We start from the raw sequence: 18,471 nt of genomic DNA on the forward strand, positions 1-18,471 counted from the left end.
TCCTGGATGAGTGAATCGTTCTACGCAATAGATCCAATATAGGCCCAATGGTGCGGCGCGGTAGCGAGCTCCGGCGGCGCCGTTTGATGGCGAGCCGGTAGAGGTGCGCCGTGTTGAGGCGATGCACGGCGGGCCATCCGGCTTTGCCGGGCTTTATTCAGGCGCGGTCAACCGTTGTTAGCGCTAAGAAGCGTTATGATAGACGCCGCCCGACGCTGGCATGATGAGGCCAGGGGCGCCTTGACCTTCGGAGCCCGATACTCGATGTCCATGATCACCCTTTTTCAAATGCCGCCGCCTGAACCCATTAAAGACCAGATATTGAAGATGGTTGTGGACTACCTAACTGACATCAGCATGGTGGCCATCGCGCCGAGTAATCCGCTTTACAGCCTTTATCAATACGGCATCGGCTTCGAGGTCCATCTTTACCTGAATGCAATGGACGGATCAAAAGGCATTCCCGTCGAATTAATCGTGGCGCTGGATGTTGAGGATACTTCTAAGGTCTTAGGTTTCTTGCTGTATTTACCGGTGACAGATGATCCCGATGCCTGCGCCGTGCCATACATGGCCGTGTGTGCGACTCATAGACGTCAAGGCATTGCCCGCTCGATGCTCCAGGAATTGCTCGGTCGGTACCCACACGCTGAACTGGCCTGCACCGCTGCCAAAGTGCCGTATTTCGAGTCTATGGGCTTTCAGGTATTGACCGCCCGCGGCCCACAGATTGTCATGAACACCCGTGATCACGGTACGAGCGGGTTGCTGGCGGTGCTGGACGTCGCACCGATTTATAGCTCGCTGGAAGTTCGGCAGATTCATTTGTATTTGCTGAAACAACACGGAAAAAAAGCGATGGAAGAGGCTGAAAAAAAACGCGACCGACACCTTGATCAGATGACGCGCCAAGCGACGGCGCTTGTGATTGAACGGCGCGCTGCCGTCTTATGATGTGCTACACGCCCGCTGCGCTGCGGATGCTTGATTGCCTAGGTATATCGCTACACTTCGTTATTGATCGCAATCTGCAAGAGTTCATTGAGGTGAAGGCCTTGGAGCTTGCCGAAGTTGATGCTAACGCAAGAAAGCACCTGTTACTGCCCATCGCTGCAGAGGCGTGGCGACAGTTGAAGTTTTCCGCCGGTAGTTGTGGTGTGGATATTCACATTATTTCGGCGTTCAGAAGCGTTGAGCGGCAGGCGGAAATAATAAAAAGGAAACTAGACTCGGGTTTGAGTATTGAAACCATTCTTGCGGTTTCGGCTCCTCCCTTCTTCAGCGAGCACCACACGGGTTGCGCTGTTGATATAGGAACTTGCGGAAGCGTTGCACTAGAGCGTGAATTCGAAGAGACGTTGGCTTTTAAATGGTTAGAAAAAAACGCGGGATCATTCGGCTTTCAGATGTCTTACCCGATCAACAATGCTGCCGGCTATGGGTACGAGCCTTGGCATTGGAGATTTAGACAAGGTTGACGTCATTTTAGTGTAGGTGGATGCCCAACAAGCTTGCGCGGTTAAGTCCTAAAAAGCGTCAGAAGTGCGCGAACATGCTCATACCGCAGGACGCGAGTTTGACCACGCGATGTCCAGTCCAGTTGATCAAAAAAACGAGCGTACTACTTTGAGCGTAACCGTGGTTTCGCACTCGGAGTTATGACCGCTGTACGCACTGCAATTGGCGCCAGTGAGGCTTGAGCCGCTATACACCAGGTTCATGTTCATGCCCATCAACGGGCGCGAAACGTTGAACGACCAGTCTTTGTATGTGCTCACCATGCCTCCGTCTTCAATCAAGGTTGGCGTGTCGAGTTGGTGATTGCCGTATTGCATGCGCAAATCGACTCCCAGAGGTGCAATGCCACCCAGGTCGAGAAACAGCGTACTGTCTTGGCGTCCGGCGTCGTTACTGAACGCGGTACCTATGCGGGAATCGAAAACCTGGAAGCCAGCATAAAGCTCATGGCTATCAATCTGGTCGGTGTTGGGATAGCTGTACCGAATGACCCCCAATTCATAGCCCAATGTTTTGTCGAACGGCTTTTTAAAGCCCATGTAGGAATCTACTTCGAGTGAACTTTGCGGGGCGATGCCTGCGTGGGGTGACCACTGACCAACGTAAAAGCCACTGTCATGCGTCAGGTCTAGACCGCCGTGGAATGTTGAGCCACCACTCGTAGGCGTGACGAGACCTTGAGCCATACTACGGCTGGGCGTGGTTCCGAGTTTAAGGCTAAAGTCGCCGAGGTCTCGGACAATGACCTGCGCCGCGACCGTCTGGCAAACGAGCAAAGTGCTGACAATCAGCGCGTAACAGCGAGCATGAGGCATACCTCACTCCTTGGATGGTGAGGAGTGGAGTCGATGGTGTCTAATCGATGTAGCCTAAGCCTGATGAGAACCGCGAGCTAGAGCTCCCAAGGATACCGGGGAATAAGCGGATGACTCGACCACTGGTCGAATCAGTACAAAAAATGTTACATCGAGAATGACCACTCTTGATAACCAATGGAAGGGTTTTCCCAATCTAGCGTTTACTTAAAGTGAGCGTCGAGTACGGCGGCAGTGACCTTGGGTGCCGTTTGTTCACGTTGAGAGGATTGCAGAAAGCCAAGTGCCAGTTGCTGATATAACTCAGGTCCGAATCGCGAGCTGACGGCTCTCGAGATAAGCGCGATGCCCATCAGGCTGATAACCATGCCGTGACTGTCGATCATTTCCATCACAATGATCGCCGAGGTGATGGGCGATTGAGTGACGGCGGCAAGGAATCCAGCCATGCACAACGCAATGATGGGTTGCGGGGCCAAATTGAAAAGCTCGGCGACGTTTGCTCCTAACGAAGCCCCTACTGCGAGAGACGGTGCAAAGATGCCGCCAGGAATACCGGAAAAATAGGTCGCCAGGGTGGCCAAAAACCGAGTAGCGGCGGCGTACCAAGGAATGCTTTGTCCATGGTTAATGATCTGAGTAGCGACGCCGTAACCGCTGCCGAAAGAAATACCTCCACTGACCCATCCCAATGACGCAACCACTAGGCCGCAGATGCCTGCGAACCAGACGGGGTGCATGTCTCTCCATTTCCAAACCACGTTTTTCCGATATCGCTGGGGCAGCAGCAATAAGCGACTGAAGAGTCCTCCCAATAAACCGCAGAACACGCCCAAGGCAAGCACTGGCACAATGATCTGTCGCGTTACGGCGTCGACATCCAATCGGCCGAAGTAGTTGTAGTTCCCCTGCAAGCCAATGGCAATCATCCCGGACAGGATAATCGTGCTTAAAAGCACCCCACTGGTACGTGTTTCTAGTTTGCGACCCAGCTCTTCCACCGCAAAAGCGATGCCTGCCAAAGGAGTGTTGAATGCCGCAGCAATGCCTGCTGCACCTCCGGCAAGAATCAAGTCTTGAACCCTGACAACCCGAGTGTGAGGTAAAAAGCGGTGCGCCGCGTGCATGATGGACGCGGCCACCTGCACCGAGGGGCCTTCTCGGCCGGCTGAAAATCCGCCCGTCAGCGCCAACGTACCAAGACCAATCTTGCCTAGAGCGATACGCAACGAAATCAGTTTGGTTATCGGTTTTCCGTTGGCTACCAACCGCGTTGCCGCGATCACCTGAGGAATACCGCTGCCTTGGCTGCCCGGGAAAAAGCGTTGAGTGAGAAATACCACCAACATGCCGAGCAGAGGTGTAAGCAGAAAGGGAAGCCAGCTGCGACCGGTTGTAACGGTGGCAAAGAGAGCCAACGCCTGATCAGCAAGCTTGGCGAAGAGAACCACCGATAAACCGGCTATCGTGGCTGCGGTCCAAAGCGTCAAGCGAGTTCGCCAACGGGCAGACGTAAAACGTCCGCGCAACGGTGCAAATATGTATCTCATTGATGCACCTACTGGCTTAATTGCGGTCAGGCTAACACACCGCTTGAATCAAATCGGCGATAGGGTACTAAAGAGGGGGACACCACCGTTAGATGGCATAAATTGTCCCCACGCTCAAGCTAACGCGACCCTGTTTCCCCCAAGCCATGTTCCTGCCTGGAAGAATGGCGGCATCAGCCTAAATCTTCAGCCTGATGCCGCTCCGGCACTTGGCTTGCTTCATCGCCCCATGGCCGGTTGACTCGACAGCCACGGATGACCGCAGGCCGGTTGGCGATTTCTTCTGCCCAGCGTTGCAGATGGGTGTACTCCTGCACAGACAGAAACTCGGCAGCCGAATACAGGTTGCCCCGCACCAATTGGCCGTACCAGGCCCAGACTGCGATGTCAGCGATGGTATAGCCATTCCCCGCCAAATAGGCACTTTCACCAAGGCGGCGGTCAAGGACATCCAATTGACGCTTAGTCTCCATGCTGAAGCGATTGATTGGGTATTCAAGCTTTTCCGGTGCATAAGCGTAGAAATGCCCAAAGCCCCCACCCAGGTACGGCGCTGCACCCATCTGCCAGAAAAGCCAATTCAGAGTTTCCGTGCGCCCGGCCACATCGGTGGGCAGGAAGGCACCGAATTTTTCCGCCAGGTAAAGCAAAATCGACCCAGACTCAAAGACTCGAATCGCCGGCTCCACGCTGTGATCCAGCAAGGCCGGGATTTTTGAGTTGGGGTTGATGGCGACAAAACCGCTGGAGAACTGGTCGCCGTCGTTAATACGGATCAGCCACGCATCGTACTCGGCGTCGGTATGCCCAAGCGCCAGTAGCTCTTCGAGCAGGATAGTTACCTTCACGCCATTGGGCGTGGCCAATGAGTAGAGCTGCAGCGGGTGTTTTCCAATGGGCAACACCTTATCGTGGGTTGGTCCCGCAACCGGGCGGTTGATGCTGGCGAACTGGCCGCCAGATGGCGCGTTGTTTTTCCAGACCTTCGGTGGAACATAGGACGCTTTGCTCATGAGACGAACCTCGTGGTTTCTTTTGGCGATTAGAGAGCCTACCCGGTTTGATCGTCAACTATGGCTCTGAAATCCATTCCCGAATAAATTCGGTCCCACTGGACTCCCAACTCCCTACAAAAATCTGTGCAGCGCCAAAAACGGTGGGACCGAATTTATTCGCGAAGGCTTGCGTCCTCACGCTGCAAATCTTAAATAGCACAATGTGCCACCCAGTTTGCTGCGCGACAGCGCGGCGTCGAAGCCGTGGCGGCCCCTTCTACAGATTTACAAAATGCCGGGTATCGCTGGCGAGGGTGGCGGCCAGAAAGTCAGCAAACGCGCGCGCTGCCAGGCGCGTGGTCGACCCATCTGAAAGTACGCGTGGACGGGCAGTTCGGCCATTTTCCATTCTGGAAATAGGTGCACCAAGGCTCCGCTTTCTAACTCCAATGCGCAGGCTCACGACGTGGTGGATGTAATCCCCAAGCCTCCTGTTGCTGCCGCTAGCGCCCCTGCGGTGTCATTGATCGAGACCTGGGGGTTAAGCGTGATAGATGAAACCTTGCCGTCGCGCTCAAATTGCCACGAAGAGATTTGTGCACCGGCCGAGCCGCCGATGATTCGATGGTGCTCGATGTCGGCTGGGGTGTCCGGTGTGCCGTGGCGCGCGAGGTAGCCGGGAGAGGCCACGATCACACGGCGCATCGTTCCAATCTGCCGGGCGGTACCGGCAAGTCCGGCAAGTTGCCCACGCGGATGCCGACGTCGACAGCTTCTTTGACCATGTCCTGCCACTGATCTTCATGCAGCAGCTCGATGTGCAGCAGCGGATGACGTTCAGTAAACGCAGACAACTTGGGCAGCACGACGCGGATACCCATCGTTGACGGCATCCCGATGCGGAGCAGGCCACGTAGCTCTCCGGTTTCCCGCACGCTGTTCTGCGCGTCATCGACGGCCGCGAGAATCGGTTCCATGCGCGTCAGAAATTCGATGCCCGCTTCGGTCGGAACCACGGTTCGGGTGGTGCGTGAAAGCAGCCGCGCACCAGCTCCGCAATCATCCGGGAGACCTGAGGCTGCGCAAGCCCGCTCTCGCGAGCGGCTGCCGAGAAACTCCCAAGGCGGGCACGCGGGTGTAAAGCCGCAACGTGAGGATATCTCAGCCCAGTTGAAGTGGTCACTGACGCGCTGGACGCCCTTGAAGCGGGCACCAACGATGAAGTTATCGCCGGCGCCCAGTCGCGTGGCATTCACGATGCATTCACTGCCGACCCGAAAAAGGTGCAGGCAATGATGTCGACCAAACTTCCCCAGCGCGTTTGATTCCCTAACTGACTTAACGACAAGGCCATCATGGACTTTCTTCAGACTTTGACCCAACGCAATACTGAATTCGCAGAGACCGGTTTCTCTGCTGCCCTCAAGATTATTCCTTCACGCAAAAAACCATGATCATCGGCTGCGTCGACCCTCGGGTCGACCCCATGGACGTGCTCAAACTCGCGCCCGGCGAGGCCGCCGTTATCCGCAACGTGGGCGGCCGCGGGAACCCGGCGCTGTTCGGAATGATGGCCATTCTTGGCACCGTCTCGCGGGTTGCTGGCGCGCAGGTGGGTCATGGCTGGAACCTGATCGTCTTGCACCACACCGACTGCGGCATATCCGGTTGCTATCACCACGCCCCTGAGTTGTTGGCGAAATACATGGGCGTCGAAGAACACCAGCTTGAGGCGCTGCAGATCGACGATCCGTATAAAGCGGTCGAGATAGACGTCGCCGCACTGAAAGCCAACCCGAATTTGCCGGGTGGAATTACCGTGACAGGGCTTGTTTACGACGTGGCTATCGGGCGAATTGATACGGTAGTACCGGCAGGGTTGCTTCGGGGGAGTAGGGTTGTTGTCTCGATGTGGAACTGCGCTCGATGTTTAGGGCGGAGTCACGACCGAGCCCGCGCTCAATCAGGTTTCACGTACAAGGGAGCCATCAATGCAAAACCCAACCATGCCCAAATCCATCCTCCTCATCGGCGCATCCCGTGGCCTTGAAATCCCCATATCCTCGAGAGTTTGAACACCCTGTTGAAACAACAGGTGCTCCAACTGTTGGCGACGATAAAACAATGAGCCCACGATAAATGCCGTTAGTGCTAGAGAGACAGATCAGCTCTCAGCGGCAATGATTGGCTCAAGACTGGATTCAGCCGCCAATTTCAATCGGTCGGCTTTACTGACGTAGGTAGACCGATTTGACGGTGCCAATTTGGAACTGGCCTTTTTAGCTTTGGCCTTGAATAACTGCTGTAGTTTTTTTTGACGATTCATAGTTCTGCTCAGCATGTAATTGCTTGAAGGGTATCAGCTTAACTATTGCCCCGATGCTTGTCAGGCTGCGACGCGGTTAGTGCCTGGTCTGATCACCGCTCGGCACCGTTCAACACGCCAGCAGTTCGGTTATCCACCGGGCCTGTTGGGCGACGTCCTGCACCTTGTCCTCGGACAAGGCCTGCCGCGCCTTGGCGAAATGAGTCAAGGTCTTCTGCTTCTGACGCAGTATGCGCTGCCACTTGAGCAAAAACGCCGGGCTACGCGCCTGCATCTGCAGCGGGCCGAAGTACAACTCCTCGGCGGTGTACATCACCGGGCAGGCGCGCTCAGCCACGATGATTTCATAGTCGAAGCGGTTTTCTCGCAGCACCTCCTCGCAGAGAATTCGGTAGCCATTGTCCATCAGCCATTGGCGCAAAGGCTGCTCGCCGCCGTTGGGCTGCAGAATCAGCCGCTCCTGGCCGCTCAAGCGCGCCTTACCGCTGTCAAGAATGTCGCGAATCGTCTCGCCGCCCATGCCGCAAATGCTGATTGCCGTGATCCCGTCTCTGGCATCAATCGCTGCCAGGCCGTTGGCCAGACGCAAAGTGATTCGCTGGTCCAGGCCATTCTCGCGTACCGTGCGTTGGGCCGAGCGGAACGGCGTCAAGGCCACTTCACCGAGCACCGCTGTCGCGATGAGACCCCGGTGCATCAACGCTACCGGCAGGTAGCCGTGATCCGAGCCAATATCGGCCAGTCTTGCACCTGCTGGCACATTTGCCGCCACGCGCTCCAAACGCATGGACAAAGTGTGTTCGTTCAACTGCGGTCCTTTTTTTCGACTTCCAGTGCGGCCCTCAAACCTGCCGTTGCGCTGGTGAGTGGGGGTGGGCCAGCGGTCACAAGCGAAGCGGCGCCACTCATGGATGCTTGTGCCAGTGCAACTACTGACGCGCCGTCGATATAGGCAGCGTCTACCGCTTTCGCAATGGCCGCTAAGTATCCCTCAAGGTCGCCAGACTTGAACAATGCCCAAGCGCCGGAAACAAGCTGCACCTCGACCAATGCGTTTGATCCCTGCGCAGCATGAAGGAACAGACGAGAGGTGGGGTCGATTGTGGTTTCGACCGCGCACAACACTACGACTTTGCCCCCCGCAGAACCTGCATGAACGGCAGCCGAGGCCAGTGCTTCATCGACTCTCAAAATCGGCGACTGAGCATTTGCAATGCCCTCGATAGCGGGGCCCAAGGTCGAACAGGTAAGCGCAACGGCGTCAGCGTGCTGAGCGAGTGAAAACAGCGCTAGTTGCGTTGCATTCAATAGGTCAGCCGTCAGTCCACCGGCACGCTCGGCCGCAGCCAAGAGGTCCGCTCGAACTTCATGCCGCAAAATTTCGGGCCCAATACCCAGCTCCTTTGCGGCCAAGTCAAAGACCGCTATGTTGCTCTCAGCCGTGTGTAGGCAGGTGATACGCATCACTCAATCTCTTTCTCTCAGGTTTATGAATGCTGTTGTCAGGTCGCACTTCACCCTAACAGCTTCCTGGACTCCACAGGGTATGGGAGACCATTCAACCCGCCGGCTTGGATTACACTGCGGATGGAATTAACGGCGATATTTTTGAAACGCCCTAGGCCACCGACAGGTACAGCGTGAGTAAAACTAACCTCCTTTCCCCAATCATCGTGTGTGCAACGCTCTTGGCAGGTGCAAGCGCTGCGAGCGCCGGAGCCGTTTATAAATGCACCAATCCAGACGGCAAAAGCATCTTTCAGCAGACACCGTGTAGCGTTGACTCGCTTAATGCATCAACGTCATATACGTCTCAACGGCAAGAAGCCGTCCTCAAAGCCGCAGCGGCTGACTACGCCGAGCGGATTAAAGAGGTGGAAGTGTTGATGGAGAATGACGAGAAATTAAATGAGGTGTTGGAGCGGAAACGGTAGAGAGGTTTGTTGGGATCTGGTCTCAGAGCGGTGCATTGTGGTCGCTGGTGACGGGCTAATTCGACCCCCAGGAGCCGGTTAGCAATGGCAGGATTCGGCCAAAAGCGGACTGTTATAGAAAAATAAATCTGTCCCCTTTTCGATGATGCGCAACTTGAAGATGCAGAGTGGCTAGCTGTAGTCGAGGTGCGTAGGACGCGCGACCACTCCCCCAGAGCGACCAAAAAACAGAAGTGCATCTAAAACCGGGTTCGCGGTGGTAGTTTTCGATTGCTACCCCTTAAAAAGCTGGTGTATTGGTCTACGCTGAGGGGGCAAAAGGCCACCTCTTGCTCTGGATTCGAGGATGACGTGCGCCTAAGGCCGCCTTGGCTTGTTCCCGAACTTCCCCTCTCCACGGATGCGAGACATGATTGAATCGATCACCCTTTCCAACATAGCAACCTACAGCCCCGTAACCCCCGAAACGATTCAAAACCTTAAGGCTGTGAACTACTTCTACGGTGCAAACGGAGCAGGCAAGACAACGATCAGCAGGCTGATAAACAACCCCGCACTTTCAACGACCTCCAGGGTCACGTGGGCGAAGGGCAATCCGATTCCGGCAATGGTCTACAACAACGATTTCATCGCTGCGAATTTCACTGATTCGAAGCAGTTCAAAGGTGTGTTCACGCTGGGGCAGGCCGAGCAGGCGCAACTTGATCACCTGGAAGAGCTCAATAAGGAAAGAAACCGCCACGCGCTGTTCAAAACCAAAGCGCAAGAAAACCTACACGGCCTAGACGGTAAGAGCGGGAAGGTCGCCGAAAACAATACCCTGGAAGAAAAACTAGTAGGACGGTGTTGGGAACAAAAGCAGAAGCACGACGATGAGTTTCAGGGGGCTTTTAAAGGCCTAAGAAATAACCGGGAGGCCTTCAAGAATAGGGTCTTACAGGAGAGCAAAAATAATACTTCCCAGTTGGTTGATATCGAAGACCTGCGCAAACGCGCAGACGTACTTTATGGTGACGTACCATTACCCATGAATGCCATCTCCATTCTTGACCTGTCTCGCTTGGTCGCGCTTGAGCAAAACCTTGTCATGAGCAAGAAAGTGGTCGGCAAAGAGGACGTCAATGTATCTGCGATGATCCAGCACTTGGGGAACAGTGACTGGATTAGGCAAGGTATGAAGTACTTGGGCCATACCGACGACGACTGTCCTTTCTGTCAACAGAAATTGCCGCATGAATTCCAAGAAAGCCTTGAGGATTACTTCGACGAAACGTTCGAAGCTGGTACTAGAGCTCTTTCGCAGTTTCGGGATACTTATAACGCAGTAGCAGATGGACTGTTAGCCCAGGCTCAAATAGTCCTAGCCACGGATTGTTCGCATCTAGATAAAGAGAAACTTGATCTTCAATTGCAGGCCCTGAATGCAATCCTGTTGGTGAACAGGCAACGCATTGACCACAAGGTGGCTAGCCCCAGCATTGACGTGGCGTTGGAAAGTCTTGCAGATATTCCGCTTAGAATTTCTGAGCTGATAAATTTAGCCAACCTCAAGGTTTCTGAACATAATCGTCTTGTTTCGGGATTCTCCGTTGAGCAGAAGAAGTTAACAGATGCGGTGTGGCGGTATCTTCTTGATGTTGAGCTTAAAGACACTCTTGCTGATTACACCAAAGATGTTGATCGTATCGGCAAAGCAATTGATGGCATCACTGTAAGCCTAGATAGGGCAACGTTAGATATATCCACAGCTGACGCAGAAATTGCGAAGATTGAAACTTCGCTGACAAGCGTGAAACCTACTGTCATTGCGATCAATAAAATCCTGAAAAACTTTGGATTCCGAAGTTTCTCCCTAGATCCTGCGTGTGCCGATAATTCATATCGCCTCATCAGAAGCGATGGAACTGATGCTAAAGCTACGCTCAGTGAAGGCGAAAAGACCTTCGTTACCTTCCTTTACTTCTATCATTTGCTTAGGGGAAGTATCTCGAACTCAGGTATCAGCACTGATCGAATAGTCGTCATTGATGACCCGGTTTCAAGCTTGGATAGCGATGTGCTGTTCATCGTAAGTAGTTTGATCAAAAAGCTCTTTCACGAGGTTCGCCAGAAGGGGAATAACCTAAAACAGGCCTTTATCCTGACCCATAACGTGCACTTTCATAAAGAAATCACCTTTAATCCCCAGAGGACTGGAGATGTTTCAGTTAAGGATGAGACGTTTTGGGTAATACGCAAGCCCGATCATTTCTCGAAGATCGAAGGCTTTGAGAGCAATCCTATTAAAACATCCTATCAGCTGCTGTGGGCAGAGTTGACAAAAAAACCACTGCCGGTGCTTACAATCCAAAACACCATGCGTAGGATCTTGGAGAACTACTTCAAAATCCTAGGGAATATAGATACGCATGTTATCATTGACAAGTTTGAAGGGCAGGAAAAGGTTCAATGTCAGTCATTAATCAGTTGGGTTAACGACGGATCGCACTATTCGCCAGATGAGCTGTACGTGGCAATAAGCGATGGTATGGCACAAAGCTATATAAAAATCTTCTTCAAGGTCTTTAAGACTATGGAACATATGCCTCATTATAAAATGATGATGGGGCGAGACTTTGTCGATTTAGATCCTGTTGAGGAAAAGCCAGAAGATGAGGATCTGTTCGGAGATGCTGGCGGCACTGAAGCTGGGGCAGATGAAATTATCGTTTTTTCAGGAGCGCTTGGTGATGTAGTTGCTGTCGAGCCATTGCGCACTGCTGCGTCCTTGGTAATCCCCATTTTAGCGCAGTCTCCTAAGCCATTCTCAGCCGGCGCGGATGGTTCGGACCCTGATATCCCATTCTGAGTCGCTTGAGCCGGCGTGCTTGGTGGTGCGCCGTTTCAAAAGCTTCTCCCTCTCTGATACTCGCCATATCTATATGAATTATCCCGGCTCTGTAGGCGCCTCCAAATCTCAAAATAGAGCCTTGTTGAACGTCCGCTTCTGGCCGATTCTGTTGAAAAAGTAGACCTTCAACTCGGCCTGCGGCAAAATATGGACATCGGCCGGCGGGAGGATTCGCAGCATGATGGGACAATTATCGAGTGGACAGGAACGGCTGTTTTACTCGTTCAACATTGAAGATCACATCCCACCAAATCACCTCCTGCGCAACATTGATCGGTGTCTCGATCTTAGCGACCTGCGCCATTACCTCGCCGATTTCTACAGCCCAATCGGGCGTCCTTCGATTGATCCTGAACTGATGATTCGTATGCTGGTTGTGGGCTATTGCTACGGCATTCGCTCGGAGCGGCGCTTGTGCGAAGAGACCCATTTGAACTTGGCGTATCGCTGGTTTTGTCGGTTGAGCCTTGAAGATGAGGTCCCCAATCACTCTACCTTTTCGAAGAATCGGCACGGCCGTTTTCGCGACAGCTCGCTTTTCCGATGGCTGTTCAACGAGGTGCTACGTCGCTGCATGGACGCGGGTCTGGTCAAGGGAGAAGGTTTTGCTGTGGACGCCAGCGTCATCAAGGCGGATGCCAGTCGGCAAAGAGGCGTACCCGGCAACGAAGAGGTCAACTGGAGCGATCCGTCACTCAGTACCCGCGCCGTCCGTGAGTACCTGGAAGCGCTGGATGAAGAAGCTTTGGCTGAAGCACTGCCCAAGCGCCTGTCGCTGACCGATCCACTTGCACGTTGGACCGCAGCGCCAGGAGGTCCGGCGTTCTTTGCTTATTCGACGAACTACCTGATTGATGTAGAGCATGGCGTGATCATGGATGTGGAGCCGACACCAGCTCATCGCACCGCCGAGGTCGAGAGCACCAAGACCATGATTGAGCGGGTCGAAGAACAGTTCGATATCAAGCCGAATCGGCTCATCGGCGACACCGCTTATGGAACCGCACCGATGCTGGCCTGGATGGTCGACGAAAAAGATATCGAGCCACATGTGCCGGTTTGGGACAAAACCGAGCGCAAGAACGACAGCCTCTCGATCAGCGACTTTCAATGGAATGAAGAGGCGCAGGAATATCATTGCCCCACCGGACACGCGTTGCGTAGCGAGTGGCGAGCCTTCAAGAACCAGCGCTCGCATGTCACGAAAGCCGACACCATCATCTTTCGATCCCGGCAAACCGACTGTGCTAAATGCTCAATGAAAGAGCGCTGCTGCCCGAGCACTTCGTTTAGAAAAATCGCACGCAGCGTCCATGAAGCGGCGCGCGATGTGGCGCGGCGCATCGCAAAGACACCTCAATACGTCTGCTCTCGCCACGAACGCAAGAAGGTCGAGATGTTGTTCGCTCACCTCAAACGAATCCTGAAACTGGATCGATTGCGACTACGCGGCATGACCGGTGCGAACGATGAATTCACGATGGCGGCAGCAGTACAGAATCTCCGGAAACTGGCCAAACTTACCTCTCAAGGGCCGCCAACGACGGGATAGGTGCGCCCGAAGTAAGCAAAAAACCTCAAATCAACCCACTAACCAAGCTGCAACGGCCAACGCAGAACCGAAAAGCCATTCAACGTGGCGAATAGGTTCTGAAGAGACAGCCAACCTCAACGTGTTCCAGTCTGAAATTTCGACTTTTTCAACAGAATCGGCCGAAAACTGCCCTATCCCGAAAGGCAACCCTTGCCCGCCGTTCCATCATCCGGCCTACTTCATCGCTGATACTTCAGCCCCATACAGAGCATCCCAACAGTGCTTTCCTCCACACTATTAAACGGTAAGCCGCTGGAGTCTGATCAATCCGAGGTCATCGTCCCTTGGTGGAGCTTTACCAAAACAGTGCTTGCCGTAGCGGCGCTTTCATTGGTTCGAGACGGTTTGATTGAGCTGGATGCGTCTTTGCCGGAGGGTCAATTTGCTCTGCGGCAACTGCTCAAGCACCAAGCGGGGCTGGCTGACTATGGAGAGCTGAAGGAATACCACGCGGCGGTTGCCGACGGCGACGTCCCATGGTCAGCGAAAGATATGATGCAGCGTCTCGACGCCTCCAAGTTGCGCTACGCGCCAGGCGCTGGCTGGCGGTATTCCAACGTGGGTTATATGTTCGTGGGAAGACTCATTGAGCGAGTGACGGGGCTTAGCCTTGGCGATGCCTTAGTTGAACGCGTGTTTTCGCCCTTCGGTTTGTCCAACGTACGACTGGCAAAAACGCCAGAGGATTTGCTGGGTGCCTATCTCGGCTCTGCGTCGACTTATCACCCCGGTTGGGTCTATCACGGTCTGTTGGTCGGCCCACTTAATCAAACGACTGTTCTGCTGGACCAACTGCTGAATGGGTCATTCCTCTCATCTTTTTTGCAGAACGAGATGCTAGATGCAATCGTGCTCGGCGGACCGATGCCAGGACGGCCCTGGATTACTCCAGGCTATGGTCTCGGTCTTATGATTGGCGGCGTGAATACTGGCCAGACTCTTATCGGGCATACCGGCGCGGGGCCGGGCGGGGTTATTGCGGTATATCACTGTTCAAATGGAACAAGCACAGCCACCTGTTCAGTGTTCAGTGAAGGCAATGACGAAGGGAGAGTCGAAGCTGAGGCATCGAGGCGGCTTTTGGCTGCTGTCCGGACAATGTGCTAGCGGCGATGCAGATCACTTCAAGTGAAAGCTAGGTTCGTCGATAACAATGCGCATTTATAACGCGAAACAACAACAGCCCACTCAAACATTCCCACCCCCCAAGCGCGAAAACGAATACCGATCAATATCAGTCCTTAACTGCCAACCCTGACTGTTCCAATAATCCGCCGCTGTCGTATTGGTCTTGATCACGTCGAGATGGCATTTAAGTATTCCGTGTTCCTCAAGCGTGGAAAGGCAGCGGTCCACCAATGCATTGGCGATTCCTTGTCGCCGATATTCGGGCGAGACGACCAAGTGCTGTAAGTACCCTCGGCGGCCATCGTGGCCGGACATGATGCAGCCGCAGAGGACCGTCCCGTCTTCGGCGATGAAGCTCATTCCGGGGTTTCGTTCTAGATAGCGTGAGGTCGATTCATGGGAGTCGGCATCGCGGAAGGTGACGCCCGGAGTGGCGCGCATGAGGTCAATGACCGAGTCGTAATCGTCTAGGGTCATGACGCGCAACGTGAACATGGTTTGAGCCTGGCTTTGTCGGCGGTCGGGCTCGGCAGCCTAGCAGATCCATTGAGTGCGCCGCAGGTCAGCGGGAATAATCGTTGTTACCCACTAGCTGCGCTTCGATAGCCGCTTTGTCGATGACCGACCAGACCTGTTCGATCTTTTCGCCGTTGAATCGGTAGAAGACGTTTTCGGTGAAGAACACTTTCTTTCCGTTCACCGGCAGGCCGAGAAATAGAGCTTTTGGGGTACACACGAAGTTTAGGCGAGCGGCTATGTAGTCCGATTCGGCAATCAGCAGCTGGATGTTGAAATGCAGGTCCGGGATTTGATCGAAGTCTCTTTCCAGCATTTCGCGGTAGCCGGTGAGTTCGATACGGCGATCGTTGTAGTACACGTCCTCATGCACAAAGGTTTCCAGCGCTGACCAGTTTTGCTCGTTCAGGCAGGCGATATAGCCTCGGTACACGTTGGGGAGGTCGATTTTAGTCATGGTCGTCACTTTTTGTTTTACAGGGCATGTCTGAAAAATAGTTGGTCCAATGGTTGGAGGGAGCAAATTTATTCGCAAAGGCGCTGATTCAGTCAGTATCGGTGGCGCATGGCAGTCCGTAACAGAGAATCCCTATCGAGAGACTTTGTTTTTTCTATTAGAACTATCCCAGAAGGCGACTAGTCTAGGCCTAGCGTCGGCGTAAGCTAGACCGCTGAAACCTCATAGGAAGATGCTCAACGCTTCGTAAGCCTATGAAAACGACAAAGGTAAATCAGACATGTCCACTGAATCGAAATGCCCATTTAATCAAGCCGCCGGTGGTGGCACCACGAACAGGGACTGGTGGCCTAATCAACTCAATTTAAAGATCCTGCACCAACACTCGCCCTTGTCTGACCCCATGGGAGAGGGCTTCAACTACGCCGAAGAATTCAAGAGCCTCGACCTAGCGGCCGTGAAGAATGACTTGAGAGTCTTGATGACTGACTCTCAAGACTGGTGGCCTGCTGACTTTGGTCACTACGGACCTTTATTTATTCGTATGGCTTGGCACAGCGCCGGTACTTACCGCACCGCTGACGGCCGCGGCGGCGCCGGTGCCGGCCAGCAGCGCTTCGCTCCACTCAACAGCTGGCCAGATAACGTCAGTCTCGACAAAGCGCGTCGGCTGATTTGGCCGATCAAACAGAAATATGGCCGCAAAATTTCCTGGGCTGACCTGATCATCCTTACGGGGAACGTGGCATTGGAGTCGATGGACTTCAAAACCTTTGGTTATTCCGGTGGCCGTGATGACGTCTGGGAGCCAGAGGAAGATGTCTACTGGGGCTCGGAAACCACATGGTTGGGCGGCGACAGTCGTTATGGCAATACCACGCAGATGCAAGAGCCAGGTGAAGGGGTACTGGTTGCCGAACCGGAGAAGCATGGCATTGAGGAGAGCCGTACCGACAGCCAAGGACGTAACCTTGAAAATCCGCTCGCAGCGGTGCAGATGGGGTTGATTTACGTGAACCCGGAAGGTCCGGAAGGTAACCCTGACCCGGTCGCTTCAGCGAAGGATATCCGCGAGACCTTCGGTCGCATGGCAATGAATGACGAAGAGACGGTGGCGCTAATCGCAGGCGGCCACGCCTTTGGCAAAACCCACGGTGCAGGGCCTGCAACCAACGTCGGCGCCGAGCCTGAAGCTGCTGACATTGAAGCGCAGGGCTTTGGCTGGAAGAACAGCTTCGGCACCGGCAAAGGCGTTGACACGATTACCAGTGGCCTGGAAGTGACTTGGACGTCAACGCCCACCAAGTGGAGCAATCAGTACCTTGAGAACCTGTTCGGCTTTGAATGGGAATTGACCAAGAGCCCTGCTGGTGCGCATCAATGGACGCCGAAAAACGGCGGGGGCGCCGGTACCGTTCCAGATGCCCACGATCCATCCAAGCGTCATGCTCCATCCATGCTGACCTCTGATTTGGCCCTGCGATTCGACCCGGTCTACGAGAAAATTTCACGGCGCTTCCTTGAGAATCCAGAGCAGTTGACTGATGCCTTTGCCCGCGCGTGGTTCAAGCTGACACACCGCGACATGGGTCCGCTCGCACGATACCTTGGCCCGGAAATGCCGGCTGAAGCGTTGCTTTGGCAAGACCCTATCCCGGCAGTTGATCATGCGTTGGTGGCTGAAGCCGAGATCGCATCGCTCAAAGGCAAGATTCTGGCTTCAGGCCTTTCTGTCTCGCAACTGGTGTCGACTGCATGGGCAGCTGCGTCGACCTTTCGCGGTTCTGACAAGCGTGGTGGTGCCAATGGGGGGCGTTTGCGTCTCGTCCCGCAGAAGTATTGGCAGGCCAACCAACCGGAGCAATTAAGCAGCGTGCTGAACACCCTTGAAAGTATCCAGGGCGAGTTCAACAGCGCGCAGTCTGGGGGTAAGAAGATCTCGCTGGCTGACCTGATTGTGTTGGCCGGTGGTGTTGGGGTCGAACAAGCCGCGAAGAATGCCGGTCACACGCTGACAGTGCCTTTTGCGCCAGGTCGCATGGACGCCTCGCAGGAGCAGACGGACGTGGAGTCTTGCGCTTATCTTGAGCCTATCGCTGATGGTTTCCGTAACTATACCAAGGGTAAATACAGCGTCTCGGCTGAAGCATTGTTGGTTGATAAGGCACAACTGCTGACCCTGACCGCACCCGAAATGACGGTGCTCGTTGGCGGCATGCGTGTCTTGAACACCAACGTCGGACAGACTCGGCACGGTGTCTTCACTCAGCGGCCGGAAGCATTGACCAACGACTTCTTCGTCAACTTGCTCGACATGGGCGTTGCGTGGAACGCTGTCTCGGATGCCAAGGATACGTTCGAAGGACGTGACCGCAAAACCGGCGCAGTCAGGTGGACCGGCACCCGTGTCGATCTGGTTTTCGGTTCACATGCCCAACTGCGGGCCTTGGCTGAGGTCTATGCCAGCGCGGACGCACAAGAGAAGTTTGTTAAGGACTTCGTAGCCGCTTGGACCAAAGTGATGAACCTGGACCGCTTCGATTTAGCGTGAAACCTGCGTTGAACTGTTGTCTCTGAAAACCTGCAACGCCTCCCGTGTGGAGGCGTTGTAGTTTTAGAGGTAATTCACACTCCGAAATCAGTATCAACCGTCGCCGCGCGAACCAGGTCAATCATCGAGTAGACGGAGTTAACGACGTAAAGCGTCATGGCGCTGAGAAGCACGACATTGATGGCGTGGAAGATCAT

Annotated in this window: 20 protein-coding genes; 8 read left to right on the top strand and 12 right to left on the bottom strand. The window is 54.2% G+C overall.

The genetic code is table 11. From position 1 onward, the window contains the following. Positions 1–264 precede the first annotated feature (264 nt). Entirely contained in the window at positions 265–954 is a 690-nt protein-coding gene (locus RGW60_RS04560) for a GNAT family N-acetyltransferase (RefSeq protein WP_322202558.1), read from the top strand. A 101-nt stretch (positions 955–1,055) separates the two neighbouring features. Then, the gene (locus RGW60_RS04565) at positions 1,056–1,478 is read left to right on the top strand and encodes a M15 family metallopeptidase (RefSeq protein ID WP_322202559.1); all 423 of its coding nucleotides are present in this window, start codon (positions 1,056–1,058) and stop codon (positions 1,476–1,478) included. Positions 1,479–1,604: 126 nt separating this feature from the next. Here RGW60_RS04565 and RGW60_RS04570 read toward each other — a convergent pair whose 3' ends face one another. The 6 genes from RGW60_RS04570 to RGW60_RS04595 all read right to left on the bottom strand — a co-directional run bounded on the left by RGW60_RS04570 (position 1,605) and on the right by RGW60_RS04595 (position 6,130). After that, positions 1,605–2,333, bottom strand: a complete 729-nt coding sequence (locus RGW60_RS04570) for a TorF family putative porin (RefSeq protein WP_322202560.1) — start codon at positions 2,331–2,333, stop codon at positions 1,605–1,607. A gap of 203 nt (positions 2,334–2,536) precedes the next feature. After that, entirely contained in the window at positions 2,537–3,883 is a 1,347-nt protein-coding gene (locus RGW60_RS04575) for a chloride channel protein (RefSeq protein WP_322202561.1), read from the bottom strand. 173 nt (positions 3,884–4,056) lie between these two features. Further along, the gene (gene yghU / locus RGW60_RS04580) at positions 4,057–4,896 is read right to left on the bottom strand and encodes a glutathione-dependent disulfide-bond oxidoreductase (RefSeq protein WP_322202562.1); all 840 of its coding nucleotides are present in this window, start codon (positions 4,894–4,896) and stop codon (positions 4,057–4,059) included. Between the two features lie 441 nt (positions 4,897–5,337). Continuing rightward, complete coding sequence (locus tag RGW60_RS04585) at positions 5,338–5,583, bottom strand: LysR substrate-binding domain-containing protein (RefSeq protein ID WP_322202563.1); 246 nt, start codon at positions 5,581–5,583, stop codon at positions 5,338–5,340. Next, entirely contained in the window at positions 5,571–5,855 is a 285-nt protein-coding gene (locus RGW60_RS04590; RefSeq protein WP_322206843.1) for a LysR substrate-binding domain-containing protein, read from the bottom strand. Before RGW60_RS04590 ends, RGW60_RS04585 begins: the two co-directional genes overlap by 13 nt. A gap of 5 nt (positions 5,856–5,860) precedes the next feature. Then, the gene (locus RGW60_RS04595; protein WP_322202565.1) at positions 5,861–6,130 is read right to left on the bottom strand and encodes a LysR family transcriptional regulator; all 270 of its coding nucleotides are present in this window, start codon (positions 6,128–6,130) and stop codon (positions 5,861–5,863) included. A gap of 198 nt (positions 6,131–6,328) precedes the next feature. On the opposite strand from RGW60_RS04595, the gene RGW60_RS04600 reads away from it, so the two are divergent. Then, positions 6,329–6,928, top strand: a complete 600-nt coding sequence (locus RGW60_RS04600; RefSeq protein WP_322202567.1) for a carbonic anhydrase — start codon at positions 6,329–6,331, stop codon at positions 6,926–6,928. A 114-nt stretch (positions 6,929–7,042) separates the two neighbouring features. Here RGW60_RS04600 and RGW60_RS04605 read toward each other — a convergent pair whose 3' ends face one another. The 3 genes from RGW60_RS04605 to RGW60_RS04615 form a co-directional block, all read right to left on the bottom strand. Continuing rightward, entirely contained in the window at positions 7,043–7,204 is a 162-nt protein-coding gene (locus RGW60_RS04605; RefSeq protein WP_322164895.1) for a DUF2986 domain-containing protein, read from the bottom strand. Positions 7,205–7,313: 109 nt separating this feature from the next. Continuing rightward, entirely contained in the window at positions 7,314–8,012 is a 699-nt protein-coding gene (locus RGW60_RS04610) for a tRNA (adenine(22)-N(1))-methyltransferase (RefSeq protein ID WP_322202569.1), read from the bottom strand. Next, on the bottom strand, positions 8,009–8,668 hold the full coding sequence (locus RGW60_RS04615) for an aspartate/glutamate racemase family protein (protein WP_322202571.1): 660 nt from the start codon (positions 8,666–8,668) through the stop codon (positions 8,009–8,011). The genes RGW60_RS04610 and RGW60_RS04615 overlap by 4 nt, the downstream gene beginning before the upstream one ends. Before the next feature lie 209 nt (positions 8,669–8,877). Between RGW60_RS04615 and RGW60_RS23710 the strand changes: the two genes are divergently transcribed. The 4 genes from RGW60_RS23710 (at position 8,878) to RGW60_RS04630 (ending at position 14,729) form a co-directional block, all read left to right on the top strand. Next, a complete protein-coding gene (locus RGW60_RS23710) occupies positions 8,878–9,138 on the top strand; it encodes a DUF4124 domain-containing protein (protein WP_416194843.1) in 261 nt (86 codons plus the stop codon). A 409-nt stretch (positions 9,139–9,547) separates the two neighbouring features. Then, positions 9,548–11,986: an AAA family ATPase gene (locus RGW60_RS04620; RefSeq protein ID WP_322202573.1), complete on the top strand. Its 2,439-nt coding sequence runs from the start codon at positions 9,548–9,550 to the stop codon at positions 11,984–11,986. A gap of 220 nt (positions 11,987–12,206) precedes the next feature. Further along, positions 12,207–13,580, top strand: coding sequence for an IS1182 family transposase (locus tag RGW60_RS04625; RefSeq protein ID WP_322202575.1), 1,374 nt, complete (start codon positions 12,207–12,209; stop codon positions 13,578–13,580). A 261-nt stretch (positions 13,581–13,841) separates the two neighbouring features. Further along, positions 13,842–14,729, top strand: a complete 888-nt coding sequence (locus RGW60_RS04630) for a serine hydrolase domain-containing protein (protein WP_322202577.1) — start codon at positions 13,842–13,844, stop codon at positions 14,727–14,729. 81 nt (positions 14,730–14,810) lie between these two features. On the opposite strand, the gene RGW60_RS04635 is transcribed toward RGW60_RS04630, so the two are convergent. Together RGW60_RS04635 and RGW60_RS04640 are read right to left on the bottom strand one after the other, a co-directional pair. Further along, positions 14,811–15,245: a GNAT family N-acetyltransferase gene (locus tag RGW60_RS04635; protein WP_322202579.1), complete on the bottom strand. Its 435-nt coding sequence runs from the start codon at positions 15,243–15,245 to the stop codon at positions 14,811–14,813. A 67-nt stretch (positions 15,246–15,312) separates the two neighbouring features. Beyond that, the gene (locus RGW60_RS04640; protein ID WP_322202581.1) at positions 15,313–15,723 is read right to left on the bottom strand and encodes an ester cyclase; all 411 of its coding nucleotides are present in this window, start codon (positions 15,721–15,723) and stop codon (positions 15,313–15,315) included. Between the two features lie 280 nt (positions 15,724–16,003). Between RGW60_RS04640 and katG the strand changes: the two genes are divergently transcribed. Further along, a complete protein-coding gene (katG, locus tag RGW60_RS04645) occupies positions 16,004–18,274 on the top strand; it encodes a catalase/peroxidase HPI (protein WP_322202583.1) in 2,271 nt (756 codons plus the stop codon). Positions 18,275–18,348: 74 nt separating this feature from the next. Here the strand turns inward: katG and RGW60_RS04650 are convergent, their stop codons facing one another. Further along, positions 18,349–18,471: a hypothetical protein gene (locus tag RGW60_RS04650; RefSeq protein ID WP_322202585.1), complete on the bottom strand. Its 123-nt coding sequence runs from the start codon at positions 18,469–18,471 to the stop codon at positions 18,349–18,351.

This window comes from Pseudomonas sp. AB6 (assembly GCF_034314105.1).
Classification (GTDB): Bacteria; Pseudomonadota; Gammaproteobacteria; order Pseudomonadales; family Pseudomonadaceae; genus Aquipseudomonas.

What these genes read in the sequence shown, in the direction of transcription:
- RGW60_RS04590 (WP_322206843.1), bottom strand. Translation starts at nt 5,855, where the DNA reads ATGGAACCGATTCTCGCGGCCGTCGATGACGCGCAGAACAGCGTGCGG.
- RGW60_RS04620 (WP_322202573.1), top strand. Translation starts at nt 9,548, where the DNA reads ATGATTGAATCGATCACCCTTTCCAACATAGCAACCTACAGCCCCGTA.
- RGW60_RS04570 (WP_322202560.1), bottom strand. Translation starts at nt 2,333, where the DNA reads ATGCCTCATGCTCGCTGTTACGCGCTGATTGTCAGCACTTTGCTCGTT.
- RGW60_RS04640 (WP_322202581.1), bottom strand. Translation starts at nt 15,723, where the DNA reads ATGACTAAAATCGACCTCCCCAACGTGTACCGAGGCTATATCGCCTGC.
- RGW60_RS04605 (WP_322164895.1), bottom strand. Translation starts at nt 7,204, where the DNA reads ATGAATCGTCAAAAAAAACTACAGCAGTTATTCAAGGCCAAAGCTAAA.
- RGW60_RS04615 (WP_322202571.1), bottom strand. Translation starts at nt 8,668, where the DNA reads ATGCGTATCACCTGCCTACACACGGCTGAGAGCAACATAGCGGTCTTT.
- RGW60_RS04600 (WP_322202567.1), top strand. Translation starts at nt 6,329, where the DNA reads ATGATCATCGGCTGCGTCGACCCTCGGGTCGACCCCATGGACGTGCTC.
- RGW60_RS04625 (WP_322202575.1), top strand. Translation starts at nt 12,207, where the DNA reads ATGATGGGACAATTATCGAGTGGACAGGAACGGCTGTTTTACTCGTTC.
- RGW60_RS04595 (WP_322202565.1), bottom strand. Translation starts at nt 6,130, where the DNA reads ATGCCACGCGACTGGGCGCCGGCGATAACTTCATCGTTGGTGCCCGCT.
- RGW60_RS04575 (WP_322202561.1), bottom strand. Translation starts at nt 3,883, where the DNA reads ATGAGATACATATTTGCACCGTTGCGCGGACGTTTTACGTCTGCCCGT.
- RGW60_RS04585 (WP_322202563.1), bottom strand. Translation starts at nt 5,583, where the DNA reads ATGCGCCGTGTGATCGTGGCCTCTCCCGGCTACCTCGCGCGCCACGGC.
- yghU (WP_322202562.1), bottom strand. Translation starts at nt 4,896, where the DNA reads ATGAGCAAAGCGTCCTATGTTCCACCGAAGGTCTGGAAAAACAACGCG.
- RGW60_RS04650 (WP_322202585.1), bottom strand. Translation starts at nt 18,471, where the DNA reads ATGATCTTCCACGCCATCAATGTCGTGCTTCTCAGCGCCATGACGCTT.
- RGW60_RS04635 (WP_322202579.1), bottom strand. Translation starts at nt 15,245, where the DNA reads ATGTTCACGTTGCGCGTCATGACCCTAGACGATTACGACTCGGTCATT.
- RGW60_RS04560 (WP_322202558.1), top strand. Translation starts at nt 265, where the DNA reads ATGTCCATGATCACCCTTTTTCAAATGCCGCCGCCTGAACCCATTAAA.
- katG (WP_322202583.1), top strand. Translation starts at nt 16,004, where the DNA reads ATGTCCACTGAATCGAAATGCCCATTTAATCAAGCCGCCGGTGGTGGC.